The following is a 14,467-nucleotide window of genomic DNA, read 5'->3' as shown; positions in this document are numbered from 1 at the left end:
GCCCGCGACATCCGGCGGCTTGACCCCGCGCCCGCCGCTCCCTAGCTCTCTGGCGACCTCTTCGCCGCAAAGGCCCACGCCATGACCGAGACCGCCACCGCCAATCCCGCCCACGACTTCATCGCCAAGACCGTGGCCGACAATCCCGTGGTGCTGTTCATGAAGGGCGTGCCCGAACAGCCCCGCTGCGGGTTCTCTTCGCTCGTCGTGCAGGTGCTCGACCACCTGGGCGTCGATTTCGTCGGTGTCGACGTGCTGCAGAGCGACGACCTGCGTCAGGGGATCAAGGCCTACACCGACTGGCCGACCATCCCGCAGCTCTATGTGAAGGGCGAATTCCTGGGCGGCGCCGACATCGTGCGCGAGATGTACCAGTCGGGCGAGCTCAAGAGCTACCTGGCCGAGCAGGGCGTGCTGGCGGCGTGAGCCGCCCCATCGAGCCGCCGGCCGGCCGCAACGTCTTCGCCGCCCAGTTCACGGCGCAGCCGTCGGACATCGACGCCAACGGCCATGTGAACAACGTCGTCTATGTGCGGTGGATTCAGGACATGGCCATCGCCCACTGGAACGCCCTGCAGCCGGTCGACGAGCAGGCCCAGTGGGCCTGGATCGTGCTGCGCCACGAGATCGACTATCGCCGCGCCCTGATGCCGGGAGAGACCGCCACCGCCCGAACCTGGGTGGCCGAGGCTCCGGAGGGGCCACGGTTCGAGCGTTTCGTGCGCATCGATGGGCCGGACGGCGCCATGTGCGCCCAGGCCCGCACCGTCTGGTGCCTGGCGGACGCCGCCACCGGCCGGCCGCGGCGGGTGACGCCGGAGATCGTCGCCCGCTTCCTCTAGCGCGCGCCTCCAACCGGGTTGAGCAGCACGACCTCGGCGCCCGGTTCGACCCCCAGGTCCCGCCAGGAAAACGAGCGGGCCATGGACCGCGGAGCCGCGCGGCAGGCGTCGAGCCGCTTGCGGGCGATAGCCAGGCCTTGCCCGCCGCCGCGCGGCGCCAGGTGGAAGACGAAATCCTCCTTCCGCGTGCAGCCGTTGGAAATCACCTCGATGTGCAGCGCCTCGCGCCCGGCGCGGGCCGAGAGCAACGGCTCCAGTTCCGGATAGGCGGCCTCCGGCGAAGTCAGCAGCCGTGGCGGGCTCGCGCAGCCGGCGAGCAGGACGATCCCGGAGACGAGGACGAGGCGGCGATTCACCCCGCAAGTCGGCCACACATGCGCGCAAAGCAAAAGGCCCCGGATCGCTCCGGGGCCTTCGCATTCCGTCGGTGAATCCGGCGCCCGATCAGGACGCGTAGAATTCGACCACCAGGTTCGGCTCCATCTTCACCGGATAGGGCACTTCGGCCAGTTCCGGCATGCGGATGTACTTGGCGGCCATGCCCTTCACATCCATCTCGATATAGTCCGGCGTCTCACGCTCGGACGAAGAGAGGGCCTCGAGCACCAGGGCCATGTTGCGCGAACGCTCCCGCACCGAGATCACGTCGCCGGGCTTGCAGCGGTAGGACGGGATGTTCACGCGCTTGCCGTTCACCAGCACGTGGCCGTGATTGACGAACTGGCGGGCGGCGAACGGGGTCGGCACGAACTTGGCGCGATAGACGATGGCGTCCAGGCGGCTTTCGAGCAGCGCGATCAGGTTCTCCGAGGTGTTGCCCTTGCGACGGGCGGCCTCGGCATAGGTGCGCGAGAACTGCTTCTCAGTCAGATTGCCGTAGTAGCCCTTCAGCTTCTGCTTGGCGCGGAGCTGCAGGCCGAAGTCGGAAACCTTGGACTTGCGACGCTGGCCGTGCTGGCCGGGGCCGTAGGCGCGGGAGTTGATCGGGGACTTCGGGCGACCCCAGATGTTCTCGCCCATACGCCGGTCGATCTTGTACTTCGCCGAATGACGCTTCGACATGTATCGTCTCTTTCATACTCGACGCGGGCCGGCGCTCTCGGAACTGAGAGCGCGATCTCAACGGCGGCGTTCGCGTCACCCGTATAGGTCTTCGACACCGGCGAGCGGGCTCGCGGCGCGAAGGCGCGGTGTATGGCTGGGGCCGGGCCCAAAGTCAATTGCAGGTGCGGAAAATCGCCTCTCGCGCGCCTTGGCTTTACGGGCTTTCCAGCCGGCAGGATAGTCGCGGCCCATGAAGACCCGCACCCTCATCTGCACCCTTGCGCTCGGCTTTGCCGCCGCCGGAGCCGCAGAGGCGCGCGCCCTGCCGGCGGACGCCCCTGGCCTGGACGTCGAGGACCGCTGCATGGCCGCCGCCCTGCGCGAGAGCGGCTGGGAGGGCGCAGTCCGCGTGCGCACGCCAGCGCGCCGGGACGCCTCCATGCGCCGTTGCGACCTGCGGGCCGAGACGCTGGCCGTCGCCGACTATGTGGCCACCGCCAAGCCGTGCCTGGCGAGGGATCTGCGCGCCTGGGGCTATGCGGGGCGCATCCGGCCGCCGCATCACACGGCGTTCACAAGCCACGATCCGGCCTGCGACTTCGACTACGGCGCCGACGCCGCCGAGTTCGGCGCGCCCGACCCTGAGCCTGCCGGCGCCTTCACCGTCCGCCGCAGCGATGGTCGGGAGGTGACCACCATGCGGCCCATCCCCAATCCCGAAGACCTGTCGCCCCAGGCCCGGCGGCGCATCTACGGACGCTGAAGCCTTATAACTGCACCATAAGTACGGTAGTCTCCGAACGGCGTTCGGCGTAGCCCTCCCCGCTCCTGACCGAAAGGGGTTCCCGATGCGTGCCTTGCTGTTCTCGACCGCCCTGGCCGCGGGGCTGATCGCCCTGCCGGCGACCGTCCTTGCACGGCAGCCGGCCGACCATTCCGCTCACGCCGCGACCGAAGGTCCGGCAATGAACCACGGCGCCATGCGGGCGCCGGGGGCGCCGATGCCCGCTATCTATATGGGCCAGGCCGACAAGCCCGGCGCGCCGGTGTTCGACGGGCTGGGCGACCACCACCACCCGATTTCCACCGCCAACCCGACCACCCAGAAGCTGTTCGACCAGGGCGTGAAGCTGCTGTTCGGCTTCAACCACGCCGAGGCGATCCGCTCGTTCCGGGAAGCCGCGCGGCAGGATCCGGACTGCGCCATGTGCTGGTGGGGCGTGGCTTTCGCGCTGGGACCGAACATCAACCTGCCGATGCCGGAGGACGCTGTGGCGCCGGCCTGGGAGGCGATCAGCCGCGCCCAGGCCCTGAAGGCCAAGGCGAGCCCGCGGGAGCGGCGATGGATCGAGGCCTTGGCGGCGCGCTATTCGCCCGATCCGAAGGCCGACCGGGCGGCGATGGATGCGGCCTTCGCCGACGCCATGGGGGCGATCTGGCGCAGCGACCCGACGGACGTGGATGCGGGGACCTTCTACGCCGAAGCGATGATGGACACCCAGCCCTGGGATTACTGGGAAGCCGACGCCGCCACCCCGAAGGGCCGCGGAGCCGAGATCCTGGCGGTGCTGGAAGACGTCCTGGCCAAGGCGCCCGATCACCCCGGCGCGCTGCACCTCTACATCCATGCGGTGGAGGCCTCGACCACGCCGGAGCGGGCCGAGGCGGCCGCCGACCGGCTGCTGCCGCTCATGCCGAAGGCCGGGCACATCGTGCACATGCCCTCGCACATCTATTATCGGGTGGGGCGCTACGCCGACGCCGCCAAGGCCAACGAAATGGCGGCCCTGATGGACGAGGAATACATCCTGGCCTGCAAGGCGCAGGGCTTCTACCCGGCGGGCTATTACGGCCACAACATCCACTTCCTCTGGACCTCCGCCGAGATGGAAGGGCGCCGGGAGACCTCGCACGCCGCAGCGCGGCGCCTGGTGAAGGCGGTGGACGCCGAAGCCACGGCGGCGGACCTGCCGCTGGCCGAGCTCTTTGTCTTCACCCCAGCGGTCAACCTGCTGCGGTTCGGCCAGTGGCGCGAGATCCTGGCCGAAGCCCCGCCGCCGGAAACCCTGAAGCTGGACACGGCGATGTGGCGGTACGTCCACGGCTTCGCGGCGGCCAATACCGGCGATCGGGCGACCGCGCTGGCCGATCGGACGGCGCTGGCCGCCCTGACGGAGGCCGACTATTCCCCCTTCGACGCCTTCGGCGTGCCGGCCAAGGCGATGACGCAGGTGGCTCTGGCCATGCTGGACGGGGAAATCGCGCGGCTGGACGGCAATCTGGATGCGGCCATCGTCAGCTTCCGCCGGGCCCAGGAGATCGAGCGGCGGCTGCCCTATACGGAACCCGCCTATTGGCACCAGCCGGTGGCGCACTATCTGGGCGCGGCCCTGATGCAGGCGGGTCGGCCTGCGGAGGCCGAGGCGGTCTATCGCGACAGCCTGAAGCACTATCGCCGCGACGGCTGGGCGCTGTTCGGCCTGGCTCAGGCGCTGGAGGCCCAGGGCAAGGCCGCCGAGGCGGCTCAGGCCACGGCGGCTCACAAGGAGGCGTTCCGCCTGGCGGACGTGACCCTCACGAGCTCGCGGTTCTAAGCTCCATCCTCAAGCCTCCGTCACCGGAGGGAGGCGGTAGGCGCCGTCCAGCAGTTCGGGCTTGGGCAGGTAGGCCCGCATGAAAAGGGCGAAGGGGCCGGCCGGCGCCGGGAGCCAGTTCGTCTCCCGCTCCGCGCCCGGGCTCGCATGGCCGATCCAGATGTCGAGCGAGCCGTCGGCGTTGTAGGCCAGCCCCGGCGTACGGTCGCCGATGGCGTAGCGGTTCAGCGGGTTGTCGGTGAAGAAGAACTGCCCGTCGTCGGTCGCCTCGTAGAGGCTGAGCGACCAGAAGGAGTCCACCGGGATCAGGCGTTCGGCCGGGAAGTGCAGCCGCCAGGCCCGCGTTCCGTCGTAGAGGGCGCGCGGCAGGTGGCCCTGGCCGCGCATGTACATGGCCTCCACCGGCGGCAGGGCGGCCAGGCCCGCCAGGGCCACGGCGGCGCGATAGGCGTAGTCCTGGCCGAAGTCCCCCAGCCGCGGGGCGGGATAGGACCAGCCGTCGATGAAACCCGCGCCGCCCAGGCCGCTGCGGCGCAGCGCCTGGCGGGCCTCGGCGACACCCGCCTCGATCGCCTGGGCTTCCTCGGCCGAGAACCGGCCCGGATCGAAGTCGGAGAGCCGAAGGGGCTCCATCCGGTGTAAGGCGGCCCGGTCGGTGACCGGCGGCGGATTGGCGGCGATGAGCCGGCCGGCGGTGTCGAAATAGTCGGGCCAGGGGGCGCTGCGCGGGGCGAAGGGGCCGAGCGTCTCCACCGCCGGCCCCTGCATCGAGATGGCCCGCTGGACCGCCTGGGCTTCCTCCAGGTCGTGCGGGCCGTCCACCAGGATGCGCGCCAGGGCCCAGACGTGCGGCGTGGGCGAGCGCACGACGTTCGCGCCCTCGGCGGCGTCGGAAGGTCCTACCAAGGTGAAGACCCCGCCGTCAGGCCCAGTGGTTCGCGTGCCCAATATAGCGAAGTTGTTGGTGTAGGCGTCCATCAGGGCCAGCGACAGGTAGCGTTCGCCCGCGGCCGGCAGGCTGAGGGTCACCGGCCCGGCGGACAGGTCCACCTGCGCGCTGGAATAGAGGGTGTCGTTGTTCGGTGTGGTGACGGCCCGCGAGGTGTGGTCGGCCAGCTTCCGCATATGGCCGAAGGCGTTCATCTGCGATCCGCCCATCGCGCCGCGGGCGCGGGTGGTGGCGATCTCCACCGCCGGCAGGGCGAACAGCCAGGCCAGCTTCGCCGCGGTCCTCAGATCCTCCAGATGGTCCATATCCCTCCCCTTCCTTTCCCCGTCATTCGCCCGATTGCGCCCTCTGGCGCGCCAGTTTCTCCAGCACCCGGCCGCGGCCGCGCGAGAGCGCGGTGACCACGCCGCGGAAGGTGCGCACCTCCTGGTCGGAAAACCGGGCGCGGGCCAGAGCGGCGCGCAGGTTCTGGATCATGGACGGCTTCTTTTCCGGCGGATGGAAAAAGCCGGCGGCCTCGAGTTCGCGTTCGAAATGCTCGTAAAGGCCCTGCAGGGCCTCGGCCGTGGCCGGCGGCGGGCCTTCGCGGAAGATCGGCGGCGCGCCGGTGTCGACCGTCATACGCCATTCGTAGGCGTTGATGGCGACCGCCTGGGCGAGGTTGAGCGAACGGAACCGCGGATCGATGGGAAGCGTCACCACAGCCTGGCAGAGCGCGATGTCGGCGGTCTCCAGGCCGGCGCGCTCCCCGCCGAACAGCAGGCCCGTGGCGTGACCGACGGCGGCTTCCCGAGCCAGGTTCGCAGCCGCCTCGCGCGGGCCCATCACCGGCAACTGCAGCTCCCGCGGGCGGGCGGTGGTGGCGTAGACGAGCTGGAGGTCGGCGATGGCCGCCTCGACGCTGTCATAGACCCGCGCCCCGTTCAGCGGCCATTCCGCGCCGGAGGCCGAGGCCCAGGCCCGCTCCTGGGGCCAGCCATCGCGCGGATTGACGAGGCGAAGGTCCGACAGACCGAAATTGGCCATCACCCGCGCGACCGCCCCGATATTTTCGGCGAGCTGCGGCTTGTCGAGGATCACGCAAGGGGCGGAACCGGAAGTCATGGCGCGTTTTGAGATGGGGTGGCCAAAGAAGGCAAGACCCGAAGGCGGAAAGCAGGAGCAAGGCGACTGGCGCCGGCCGTCCTGCTTGCCGGCCTCGCCCTGGCCGGCTGCCGCGAAGAGCCGTTGCTGCGCCAGGTTTCCACCACCCCAGCCCTGCACGGCGAACGCCTGAACCAGGAGATCGGCGATCTGGCCGAGCGCGCCCGCCCGGGCGTGCTGGGCGCCGGCGTGCTGAACCTGGAGAGCGGCGAGGTCTGGACCTTCAACGGCGACCGGCGGTTTCCCCTGGGCGGGCTCGCCCATCTGGTGATCGCCGCAGCCGTGCTGGCGGAGGTGGACGCCGGCCGCGTCGGTCTCGACGAGCGACTGACGTTGGAGGAGAACGATATCTCCCCGCCCCCCAGCGGGATCGCCGCGGCCTGGCCGGCGCGGCGCGAATATCGGCTGGACGACCTGCTGGCCGCGATGGTGCGAGAGGCTGACAACACCGCCGCCGACGTGCTTCTGCGGCGCATCGGCGGGCCCGGCGGGGTGAGCGCCTGGCTGGCGCAGGCCGACATCCCCGGCGTGCGGATCGACCGCTATGCGCGCGAGCTGGAGACCGAGAGCGCGGGCATGAGCTCGTTTCGCATCGCGTGGAAGGACGAGCCGATCTTTCTTCGAGCGCTCTCGGCCGTGCCGATGGAGCGGCGGGTCGCGGCGGCGAGCGCCCGCCTCCAGGACCCGCGCGACACCGCCACCCCGCGCGGCATGTTGGCCTTGCTGAGGCGGCTCTCGACGGGGGAACTGCTTTCCGAGGCTTCCACGGAACGCCTGCTGGCCCTGATGGCTGAGTCGGGCCGTGCGGAGCGGCTGGCGGCGGGCTTTCCGGAAGGCGCGCAGGCGGTCCACGCGCCGGGCGATGCGCGTGTGACGCTGGGCGTCGCGTCGGCCACCCACGACGTCGCGCTCGTCCGCCTGCCGGACGGTCGCGACTATGCCGCGGCGGTCTTCCTCTCCGGCGCCACCCTGGACTCGGCCGCGCGGGACGCACTGATCGCCGAGACCGCCCGCGCAGCGATGCGCGGCGTGCGATAGCCGCCGCCCGAGCCAGCCGAGCGCCGCTGTCAGGGAAAGGCGCCGACCGGCGCGGCCCGGCGCGCGGGGGGCGGCGGGGCGGCCCGGGCTTCCTCCATCAGCCAGTCGCGGAAGGCCGCCAGCGCGGGGCGGGGCGGGCCTTCGGGAACGATGAAGTGGAAGCGGGCCGGGCTCTTCACGAAGCCGAGCGGAGCTGCGAGCCGGCCAGAGGCGATGTCGCCGGCCACATAGATCCAGGGCGTGACGCCGGCCCCCAGGCCGGCGGCGGCCGCCTCCAGCATGTAGAACAGGTGCTCGAACTCCCGATTCTCGGCGGCCTCGCGCAACGGGACGCCGGCGTGCGCCGCCCATTCCCGCCAGGCCTGCCGGTGAGGCCGGGTGTGGAGGCGTGGAACCGCAGCCAGGGCGGCGAGGCCGTCTCCATGGCGCCCGAGCAGCGCCGGCGCGAGGACCGGGCCATGGTAGTTCTCCAGGAAGGCCGTGGCCTGCAGCCCCTCCCCCGACACCTGCTCGGCCAGGCGGATGGCGGCGTCGAACGGCTCGCGCAGGAAGTCGACGGGGCCGTAGGCCTCGGTCACCCGGATCCGCAACTCCGGATGACGGGCGTGGAAGCCGGCCAGGCGCGGGATCAGCCAGCGCATGGCGAGGGTGCCGACGCAGGAGACGTGCAGCTCCCGCTCGGCCGACGACTTCAGGGCCAGATAGGAGGTCTCCAGGCTGTCGAAGGCCGCGGCCACCCCCAGGGCGAACTCCGCCCCGGCTTCCGTGAGGCGCAGGCGGTTGCGCGGGCCGTGGGTCAGGCGCACGCCGCACAGGCGCTCCAGGCTTCGCACCTGGCGGCTGACGGCGCCATGCGTGACGCAGAGTTCGTCGGCGGCGAGGTTCATCCGCCCAAGGCGCGCGAAGGCCTCGAACGCGCGAAGCGCGGTGAGCGGCGGCAGGGTTCGCTTGGGCATGGCGCCTCAGCTCACGGACATGGAAGATTTATCGCCAAGAGCGACAGGCCGGACAATAGCGGCGTTCCCTTGATCGGGCCCTCAATCGGGATCGGCGCGCCCCCGCCGCCGGGGGAGCGGCAGCGAGGACGCGGCCAGGGACGCCAGCCAGTAGGCCGGCGGCGGCGAGAGCGCGCTGCGAGGGATTCCGTGGCTGGCGGCGACGTGCACCCTGAGGGTCCACCACCAGCACGCCCAGAGATGGGAAAGCGTCGCCCTCCAGGCCCCGCCGGCCCGGGACGGCGCTTCGATCCCTATCGCAGTCTCGTCGGCGATCATCGACGTGCTCTCTCGACCTGGGGTCGAGAATGGGCGCCGGGCGGCGGGGCCGCAAACGACTATTGGGCCGGGCGTGCGTGAGCTGAGCTCACGGAGGCTTGCAGCGATCCGCGGCCGCGGGTTCAGGACCGCTGGCCGGAGCCCGTCCAAGCAGGAAGCCGGCCGAACCTCCCCGGACGGCGCCGCAGGGTGATGCCGGTTTGCTCTCACACGCCCCAGTGGGTATACGGCCCGAACCCTATCCGTTTCGCCCGGAGCGCCTCGCCCTCATGGCCAAGATCAAAGTCGCCAACCCCGTCGTGGACCTCGATGGGGACGAGATGACCCGCATCATCTGGAAGATGATCAAGGACAAGCTCATCTTCCCGTACCTCGACCTGCAGATCGACTATTACGACCTCGGGATCGAGCATCGGGACGCGACCGAGGACAAGGTGACGGTCGAGGCCGCCGAGGCGATCAAGCGCCATGGCGTGGGGGTGAAGTGCGCCACCATCACCCCGGACGAGGCCCGGGTCGAGGAATTCGGCCTGAAGAAGATGTGGAAGTCGCCGAACGGCACGATCCGCAACATCCTGGGCGGCGTCGTCTTCCGCGAGCCGATCATCTGCCGCAACGTGCCGCGCCTGATTCCGGGCTGGACCCAGCCGATCATCGTCGGCCGCCACGCCTTCGGCGACCAGTACAAGGCCACCGACTTCGTGGTGCCCGGAAAGGGCCGCCTGACCATCAAGTGGGAAGGCGACAACGGCGAAACCATAGAGCACGAGGTGTTCAGCTTCCCCGGCGGCGGGGTGGCCATGGGCATGTACAACCTGGACGACTCGATCCGCGAATTCGCCCACGCTTGCTTCAACTACGGCCTGCAGCGGAAATATCCGGTCTATCTGTCGACCAAGAACACCATCCTCAAGGCCTATGACGGGCGCTTCAAGGACATCTTCGCCGAGATCTTCGCCGCGGAGTACGAAGGCAAGTTCAAGGAGGCCGGCATCGTCTACGAGCACCGCCTCATCGACGACATGGTGGCCTCGGCGCTCAAGTGGTCCGGCGGCTTCGTCTGGGCCTGCAAGAACTATGACGGCGACGTGCAGTCCGACCAGGTCGCGCAAGGCTTCGGCTCGCTCGGCCTGATGACCTCGGTGCTGATCACGCCCGACGGCCAGACCATGGAGGCCGAGGCCGCCCACGGCACCGTCACCCGCCACTACCGCCAGCACCAGCGGGGCGAGTCCACCTCCACCAACTCGATCGCCTCGATCTTCGCCTGGACGCAAGGGCTGAAGCACCGCGCCAAGCTGGACGGCAACGGCGACCTGACCCACTTCGCCGACACCCTGGAGAAGGTCTGCGTCTCCACGGTGGAAAGCGGTTCGATGACCAAGGACCTGGCGCTGCTGGTGGGCGACACCCAGGGCTGGCTGACCACCGAGGGCTTCATCGACAAGGTGGCTGCAAACCTCGACCTGGCGCTCAAGCAAGGCTGACGGCGCGCCGCCTCGGCGGTTCTCATAATATAGTTCTTGATTTGTTCTCCCTCTCGTCTAGCTTGCGCGCGACGGGAAGGAGAACATCGTCATGATCGGATATGTCACCATCGGGGCCCTGGACGTGGAGGGCGCCCTGCCCTTCTACGACGCTGTGCTCGGCGCCGTCGACTACGAGCGCAAGTTCCTGGACGGCGGCTGGGCCGGCTATGGACCGGCCGGCGGCGAGGCCGACACCTTCATCTGCCCGCCGTTCGACGGCCAGGCGGCGCGGGCCGGCAACGGCATCATGATCGCCTTCAAGGCGCCGTCCACCGAGGCGGTGAAAGCCGCCCACGCCGCGGCCCTGGCCAACGGCGGGACCGACGAGGGCGCGCCGGGCCCGCGGCCGCCGGAATCCACCAGCTTCTTCGGCGCCTATATGCGCGATCCCACCGGCAACAAGATCGCCGTCTACGCCAAGCCCTGACCGGCTTTCGAGGTCACCTGCACAACGAAAAAGGCCGGGGCGAGAAGCCCCGGCCTTCGACGTCTTGGGATCTTCGGTCCGCTTAGGCGGCGGCGAAGCCCAGGGCGCGCTGGCGACGGAGCGCCGCGCCCATCAGGCCGAAGCCCGCGATCATCAGGGCCCACACGCCCGGCTCCGGAATGGCCGCAGCCTGGACGAGGGTGAAGGTGCCTTCGATCGTGGCGCCGACGTTGCCGGTGCCCCAGAGGATGCCGTTGTTGAAGGTGGTGTTGTTCAGCGCCACTTCCAGGATGCCGCCGTTGCCGAAGGCGAGCTGGACCGGGCCGTTCCAGGTGACGGAGCCGCCCTGGAAGAAGCCGGTCAGCGAGCGCCAGCCCACCGTCGAGCCGTCCACCGAGCCACCGAAGGCGACCGGCAGGGTGAAGCCGAACAGGACCTCGATCGGCTTGGGCGTCAGGTCGTCGGCGTTGATCGCGCTTTCCAGCGTGTAGAGCGAGAACAGCGAAATCGTCTGCGACCCACCCTCGGCCAGGGTGAAGCTGAAGTTCGTGTTGATCGGGCTCGAATGCACGACCAGGCCGGGATCGCTGTTGTTCAGCGTCACGGAATGCGAGCCTTCGAAATCGGTGTCGGCGGCCGCGGGAGCGGCGGCGCCGAACAGCAGCGCCGCGGCCATCGCGGCGAGCGCCATCAGTTTTTTCATAGTTCCAACCCCTGTGTCACATCGCCGTGCGACAGCCCGCCGCACGTCAGCTCCACCTATCCATTAAGACGAGCTTAAGCAAAGCATTTAGGCGCGTTAGTGCTTGAAATGCACAACTTTCACCCCATAGGGGAAAATTAAGGGTCGGGAAGCCGACGCAACGGCCCGGATCGGGAGCCGTTGCGCCTCAAATCAACCCGCGAGCGCCGCCTTGACCGCCTCAAGGCCCGCCTCGGCGCGGGCGGCGTCGGGGGCCCCACCCTGGGCGAAGTCCGGCCGCCCGCCTGCGCCCTGGCCGCCCATGGCCTGGACGGCGGCCTTGGCGAGCTCCACGGCGTTGAACCGGCCGGCGGCCGCGCCGGTGAGCGCCACGGTGACGGCCGCCTTGCCCTCGGCCGAACCGATCAGGGCGACAACGCCGTCAGGGAGCTGCTTCTTGAACTCTTCGGCGATGGGCCGCAGGTCCTTGCCGCCGACGCCCTCCATGACCCGAGCCAGCACCTTCACGCCGGCGATCTCCTCCGGCCCTGCGGCCGCCCCGCCGCCGCCCATGGCGAGCTGGCGCTTGGCCTCGGCCAGCTCCTTCTCCAGCTTGCGGCGCTGGGCTTCGAGCGCGTCGACACGCGACAGCACCTCGCCCACCGGAACCTTGAACTGGTCGGCCAGGGCCTTGGCGACCTGCGCCTGATCCACCAGCCATCGGCGGGCGGATTCGCCGGTCAGCGCCTCGATCCGCCGCACGCCCGCGGCCACGCCGCCTTCGGAGACGATCTTGAAGAGCGCAATGTCGCCCGTGCGCGCCACGTGGGTGCCGCCGCAGAGCTCCACCGAATAAGCGCCTTCGCCCTCCAGGGCGCGGCCGAGGGTCAGCACCCGCACGCTCTCGCCGTACTTCTCGCCGAACAGCGCCATGGCGCCGGCCTCGATGGCCGCCTCGGGCGCCATCTCCTCGGTGGCGGCCGGGAGGTTCTGGCGAACCACCGCGTTCACCTCGGCCTCGATCCGCTCGATCTCCTCGGGCGTGAGGGGCGCGCCGTGACTGAAGTCGAAGCGGATGCGCTCGCCGTCGACCATCTGGCCCTTCTGGGACACGTGCGGCCCCAGGACGTGGCGCAGGGCCGCGTGCAGCAGGTGCGTGGCGGAGTGATTGGCCCGGGTGGAGGTGCGCAGCTCCGCATCCACCGCCAGGCGGGCGGGCGCGCCGGGCTTCAGCACGCCTTCGAGGATCTCGACCTCGTGGACGTGCAGATCGCCGGCCTGCTTCTGGGTGTCGAGCACCTTGGCTCGGCCGCCCGCCCATTCGATCTCGCCGACGTCGCCCGCCTGGCCGCCGCTCTCGGCGTAGAAGGGGGTGCGGTCGAACAGCGCCTGAACGGTCTCGCCTGCCTTGGCCTCGGCGATCTCGCCGCCGCCGGCCACCAACGTCAGGAGTTCGCCGGTCGCCTCGGTGGTGTCGTAGCCGATGAACTCGGTGGCGCCGTGCTTTTCACGGATCGCGAACCACTCGGCCGCCTGAGCCGCCTGGCCCGAACCGGTCCAGGCCTCGCGCGCCTGATCCCGCTGGCGCTTCATGGCCGCCTCAAAGCCGTCCAGGTCGACGGTCAGGCCTTTGTTGCGCACCGCATCCTGGGTCAGGTCCAGGGGGAAGCCGTAGGTGTCGTAGAGCTTGAAGGCGGTTTCGCCCGGCAGCACGCCGCCCTCGGGCAGTTTGGCGGTCGCCTCGTCCAGCAGGGCCATGCCCCGGCCGAGCGTGCGGCGGAACCGCTCCTCTTCCTGGCGCAGGGTCTCGACGATCACCGGCTCGGCGCGCTTCAGCTCCGGATAGGCCTCGCCCATCTCCGAAACCAGCACCGGCGCGAGGCGGTGCATCAACGGCTCCTCGGCCCCCAGCAGATGGGCGTGGCGCATGGCCCGGCGCATGATCCGGCGCAGCACGTAGCCGCGCCCCTCGTTCGAAGGCGAAACCCCGTCGGCGATCAGGAAGCTGGTGGAGCGCAGGTGGTCGGCGATCACCCGGTGCGAAGGACCGTTGGAGCCGGTCCCGACGATGGCCTTCGAGGCCTCGATCAGGGTGCGGAAGAGGTCGATATCGTAGTTGTCGTGCACGCCCTGCAGGACGGCGGCGATGCGCTCCAGCCCCATGCCGGTGTCGATCTGCGGCTTGGGCAGGTCGCGGCGGGTCCCGTCGGCGAACTGCTCGAACTGCATGAAGACCAGGTTCCAGATCTCCACGAACCGATCGCCATCCTCGTCCGGGCTGCCGGGCGGGCCGCCGGGGATATGGGCGCCGTGATCGTAGAAGATCTCCGAGCAGGGGCCGCAGGGGCCGGTGTCGCCCATGGACCAGAAGTTGTCGCTGGAGGCGATGCGGATGATCTTCTCGTCGGGCAGGCCGGCGATCTTCTTCCAGAGGCCCGCCGCCTCGTCGTCGGTATGGTAGACGGTAACGCACAGCCGCTCGGCCGGAATCCCGAACTCCTTGGTCAGCAGGGTCCAGGCCAGCTCGATCGCGCCTTCCTTGAAATAGTCGCCGAAGGAGAAGTTCCCCAGCATCTCGAAGAAGGTGTGGTGGCGGGCGGTGTAGCCGACATTGTCGAGGTCGTTGTGCTTGCCGCCGGCGCGCACCGACTTCTGCGACGAAGCCGCACGAAGGGCCGGCGGGGACTCCGCGCCGGTGAAATAGTTCTTGAACGGCACCATGCCGGCGTTGACGAACAGCAGGGTGGGATCGTTCTGCGGCACCAGCGGGGCCGACGGCACGATCAGGTGATCGTTCTTCTGGAAATAACCCAGGAACTGGCTGCGGATCTCGTTGACGCTCGGCATGGCTGATTTCGGACGCTGAAACGGGCAGGGATATATGGGGACGGCGCGGCCTTCGCGCCCGCCCCCCGCGGAAGTCGGGCGACCGTTTACGCCAAGCC

14 protein-coding genes are annotated in these 14,467 nt (G+C 69.8%); 7 read left to right on the top strand and 7 right to left on the bottom strand.

Features of this window, described 5'->3' with window-relative positions; genetic code table 11:
* The first annotated feature begins 81 nt into the window (after nucleotides 1-81).
* Both grxD and ACK41C_RS18815 read left to right on the top strand, forming a co-directional pair.
* On the top strand, nucleotides 82-426 hold the full coding sequence (gene grxD, locus ACK41C_RS18820) for a Grx4 family monothiol glutaredoxin (RefSeq protein WP_409657624.1): 345 nt from the start codon (nucleotides 82-84) through the stop codon (nucleotides 424-426).
* On the top strand, nucleotides 423-842 hold the full coding sequence (locus ACK41C_RS18815) for an acyl-CoA thioesterase (protein WP_409657621.1): 420 nt from the start codon (nucleotides 423-425) through the stop codon (nucleotides 840-842). The genes grxD and ACK41C_RS18815 overlap by 4 nt, the downstream gene beginning before the upstream one ends.
* Here the strand turns inward: ACK41C_RS18815 and ACK41C_RS18810 are convergent.
* Both ACK41C_RS18810 and rpsD read right to left on the bottom strand, forming a co-directional pair.
* Nucleotides 839-1,198 carry a hypothetical protein gene (locus ACK41C_RS18810; RefSeq protein WP_409657618.1) on the bottom strand — a complete coding sequence of 120 codons (360 nt, stop codon included), beginning with the start codon at nucleotides 1,196-1,198 and terminating at the stop codon, nucleotides 839-841. The genes ACK41C_RS18815 and ACK41C_RS18810 overlap by 4 nt on opposite strands.
* Nucleotides 1,199-1,286: 88 nt before the next feature.
* A complete protein-coding gene (rpsD, locus tag ACK41C_RS18805; protein ID WP_409657615.1) occupies nucleotides 1,287-1,904 on the bottom strand; it encodes a 30S ribosomal protein S4 in 618 nt (205 codons plus the stop codon).
* 232 nt (nucleotides 1,905-2,136) lie between these two features.
* Here rpsD and ACK41C_RS18800 point away from each other — a divergent pair, with 232 nt between their 5' ends.
* Together ACK41C_RS18800 and ACK41C_RS18795 are read left to right on the top strand one after the other, a co-directional pair.
* Nucleotides 2,137-2,649: a hypothetical protein gene (locus tag ACK41C_RS18800; RefSeq protein ID WP_409657611.1), complete on the top strand. Its 513-nt coding sequence runs from the start codon at nucleotides 2,137-2,139 to the stop codon at nucleotides 2,647-2,649.
* An 85-nt stretch (nucleotides 2,650-2,734) separates the two neighbouring features.
* Complete coding sequence (locus ACK41C_RS18795; RefSeq protein WP_409657608.1) at nucleotides 2,735-4,480, top strand: tetratricopeptide repeat protein; 1,746 nt, start codon at nucleotides 2,735-2,737, stop codon at nucleotides 4,478-4,480.
* Nucleotides 4,481-4,489: 9 nt separating this feature from the next.
* Here the strand turns inward: ACK41C_RS18795 and ACK41C_RS18790 are convergent, their stop codons facing one another.
* Both ACK41C_RS18790 and ACK41C_RS18785 read right to left on the bottom strand, forming a co-directional pair.
* Nucleotides 4,490-5,734, bottom strand: a complete 1,245-nt coding sequence (locus ACK41C_RS18790) for a DUF1254 domain-containing protein (RefSeq protein WP_409657605.1) — start codon at nucleotides 5,732-5,734, stop codon at nucleotides 4,490-4,492.
* Nucleotides 5,735-5,756: 22 nt separating this feature from the next.
* A complete protein-coding gene (locus ACK41C_RS18785; RefSeq protein WP_409657603.1) occupies nucleotides 5,757-6,533 on the bottom strand; it encodes an RNA methyltransferase in 777 nt (258 codons plus the stop codon).
* 18 nt (nucleotides 6,534-6,551) lie between these two features.
* Between ACK41C_RS18785 and ACK41C_RS18780 the strand changes: the two genes are divergently transcribed.
* Nucleotides 6,552-7,610 (top strand): serine hydrolase, encoded by a 1,059-nt coding sequence (locus ACK41C_RS18780; RefSeq protein ID WP_409657601.1) that lies wholly within the window; start codon nucleotides 6,552-6,554, stop codon nucleotides 7,608-7,610.
* A gap of 29 nt (nucleotides 7,611-7,639) precedes the next feature.
* Here the strand turns inward: ACK41C_RS18780 and ACK41C_RS18775 are convergent, their stop codons facing one another.
* Nucleotides 7,640-8,566, bottom strand: a complete 927-nt coding sequence (locus tag ACK41C_RS18775) for a LysR substrate-binding domain-containing protein (protein ID WP_409657598.1) — start codon at nucleotides 8,564-8,566, stop codon at nucleotides 7,640-7,642.
* Between the two features lie 587 nt (nucleotides 8,567-9,153).
* Between ACK41C_RS18775 and ACK41C_RS18770 the strand changes: the two genes are divergently transcribed.
* Both ACK41C_RS18770 and ACK41C_RS18765 read left to right on the top strand, forming a co-directional pair.
* Nucleotides 9,154-10,371, top strand: coding sequence for an NADP-dependent isocitrate dehydrogenase (locus tag ACK41C_RS18770; RefSeq protein WP_409657596.1), 1,218 nt, complete (start codon nucleotides 9,154-9,156; stop codon nucleotides 10,369-10,371).
* Nucleotides 10,372-10,462: 91 nt separating this feature from the next.
* Complete coding sequence (locus tag ACK41C_RS18765) at nucleotides 10,463-10,840, top strand: VOC family protein (RefSeq protein WP_409657593.1); 378 nt, start codon at nucleotides 10,463-10,465, stop codon at nucleotides 10,838-10,840.
* 82 nt (nucleotides 10,841-10,922) lie between these two features.
* On the opposite strand, the gene ACK41C_RS18760 is transcribed toward ACK41C_RS18765, so the two are convergent.
* Entirely contained in the window at nucleotides 10,923-11,543 is a 621-nt protein-coding gene (locus ACK41C_RS18760) for a PEPxxWA-CTERM sorting domain-containing protein (protein WP_409657590.1), read from the bottom strand.
* 192 nt (nucleotides 11,544-11,735) lie between these two features.
* Nucleotides 11,736-14,369 carry an alanine--tRNA ligase gene (alaS, locus tag ACK41C_RS18755; protein ID WP_409657587.1) on the bottom strand — a complete coding sequence of 878 codons (2,634 nt, stop codon included), beginning with the start codon at nucleotides 14,367-14,369 and terminating at the stop codon, nucleotides 11,736-11,738.
* Between the last annotated feature and the right edge of the window lie 98 nt (nucleotides 14,370-14,467).

The organism is Phenylobacterium sp., assembly GCF_046290725.1.
Classification (GTDB): domain Bacteria; phylum Pseudomonadota; class Alphaproteobacteria; order Caulobacterales; family Caulobacteraceae; genus Phenylobacterium.
This window is presented reverse-complemented; position numbering and strand designations above follow the sequence as displayed.

Bases quoted from the DNA above. Each gene is read 5' to 3' on its own strand.
- grxD (WP_409657624.1), top strand. From the start codon at position 82: ATGACCGAGACCGCCACCGCCAATCCCGCCCACGACTTCATCGCCAAG.
- rpsD (WP_409657615.1), bottom strand. From the start codon at position 1,904: ATGTCGAAGCGTCATTCGGCGAAGTACAAGATCGACCGGCGTATGGGC.
- ACK41C_RS18800 (WP_409657611.1), top strand. From the start codon at position 2,137: ATGAAGACCCGCACCCTCATCTGCACCCTTGCGCTCGGCTTTGCCGCC.
- ACK41C_RS18795 (WP_409657608.1), top strand. From the start codon at position 2,735: ATGCGTGCCTTGCTGTTCTCGACCGCCCTGGCCGCGGGGCTGATCGCC.
- ACK41C_RS18790 (WP_409657605.1), bottom strand. From the start codon at position 5,734: ATGGACCATCTGGAGGATCTGAGGACCGCGGCGAAGCTGGCCTGGCTG.
- ACK41C_RS18785 (WP_409657603.1), bottom strand. From the start codon at position 6,533: ATGACTTCCGGTTCCGCCCCTTGCGTGATCCTCGACAAGCCGCAGCTC.
- ACK41C_RS18775 (WP_409657598.1), bottom strand. From the start codon at position 8,566: ATGCCCAAGCGAACCCTGCCGCCGCTCACCGCGCTTCGCGCGTTCGAG.
- ACK41C_RS18770 (WP_409657596.1), top strand. From the start codon at position 9,154: ATGGCCAAGATCAAAGTCGCCAACCCCGTCGTGGACCTCGATGGGGAC.
- ACK41C_RS18765 (WP_409657593.1), top strand. From the start codon at position 10,463: ATGATCGGATATGTCACCATCGGGGCCCTGGACGTGGAGGGCGCCCTG.
- ACK41C_RS18760 (WP_409657590.1), bottom strand. From the start codon at position 11,543: ATGAAAAAACTGATGGCGCTCGCCGCGATGGCCGCGGCGCTGCTGTTC.
- alaS (WP_409657587.1), bottom strand. From the start codon at position 14,369: ATGCCGAGCGTCAACGAGATCCGCAGCCAGTTCCTGGGTTATTTCCAG.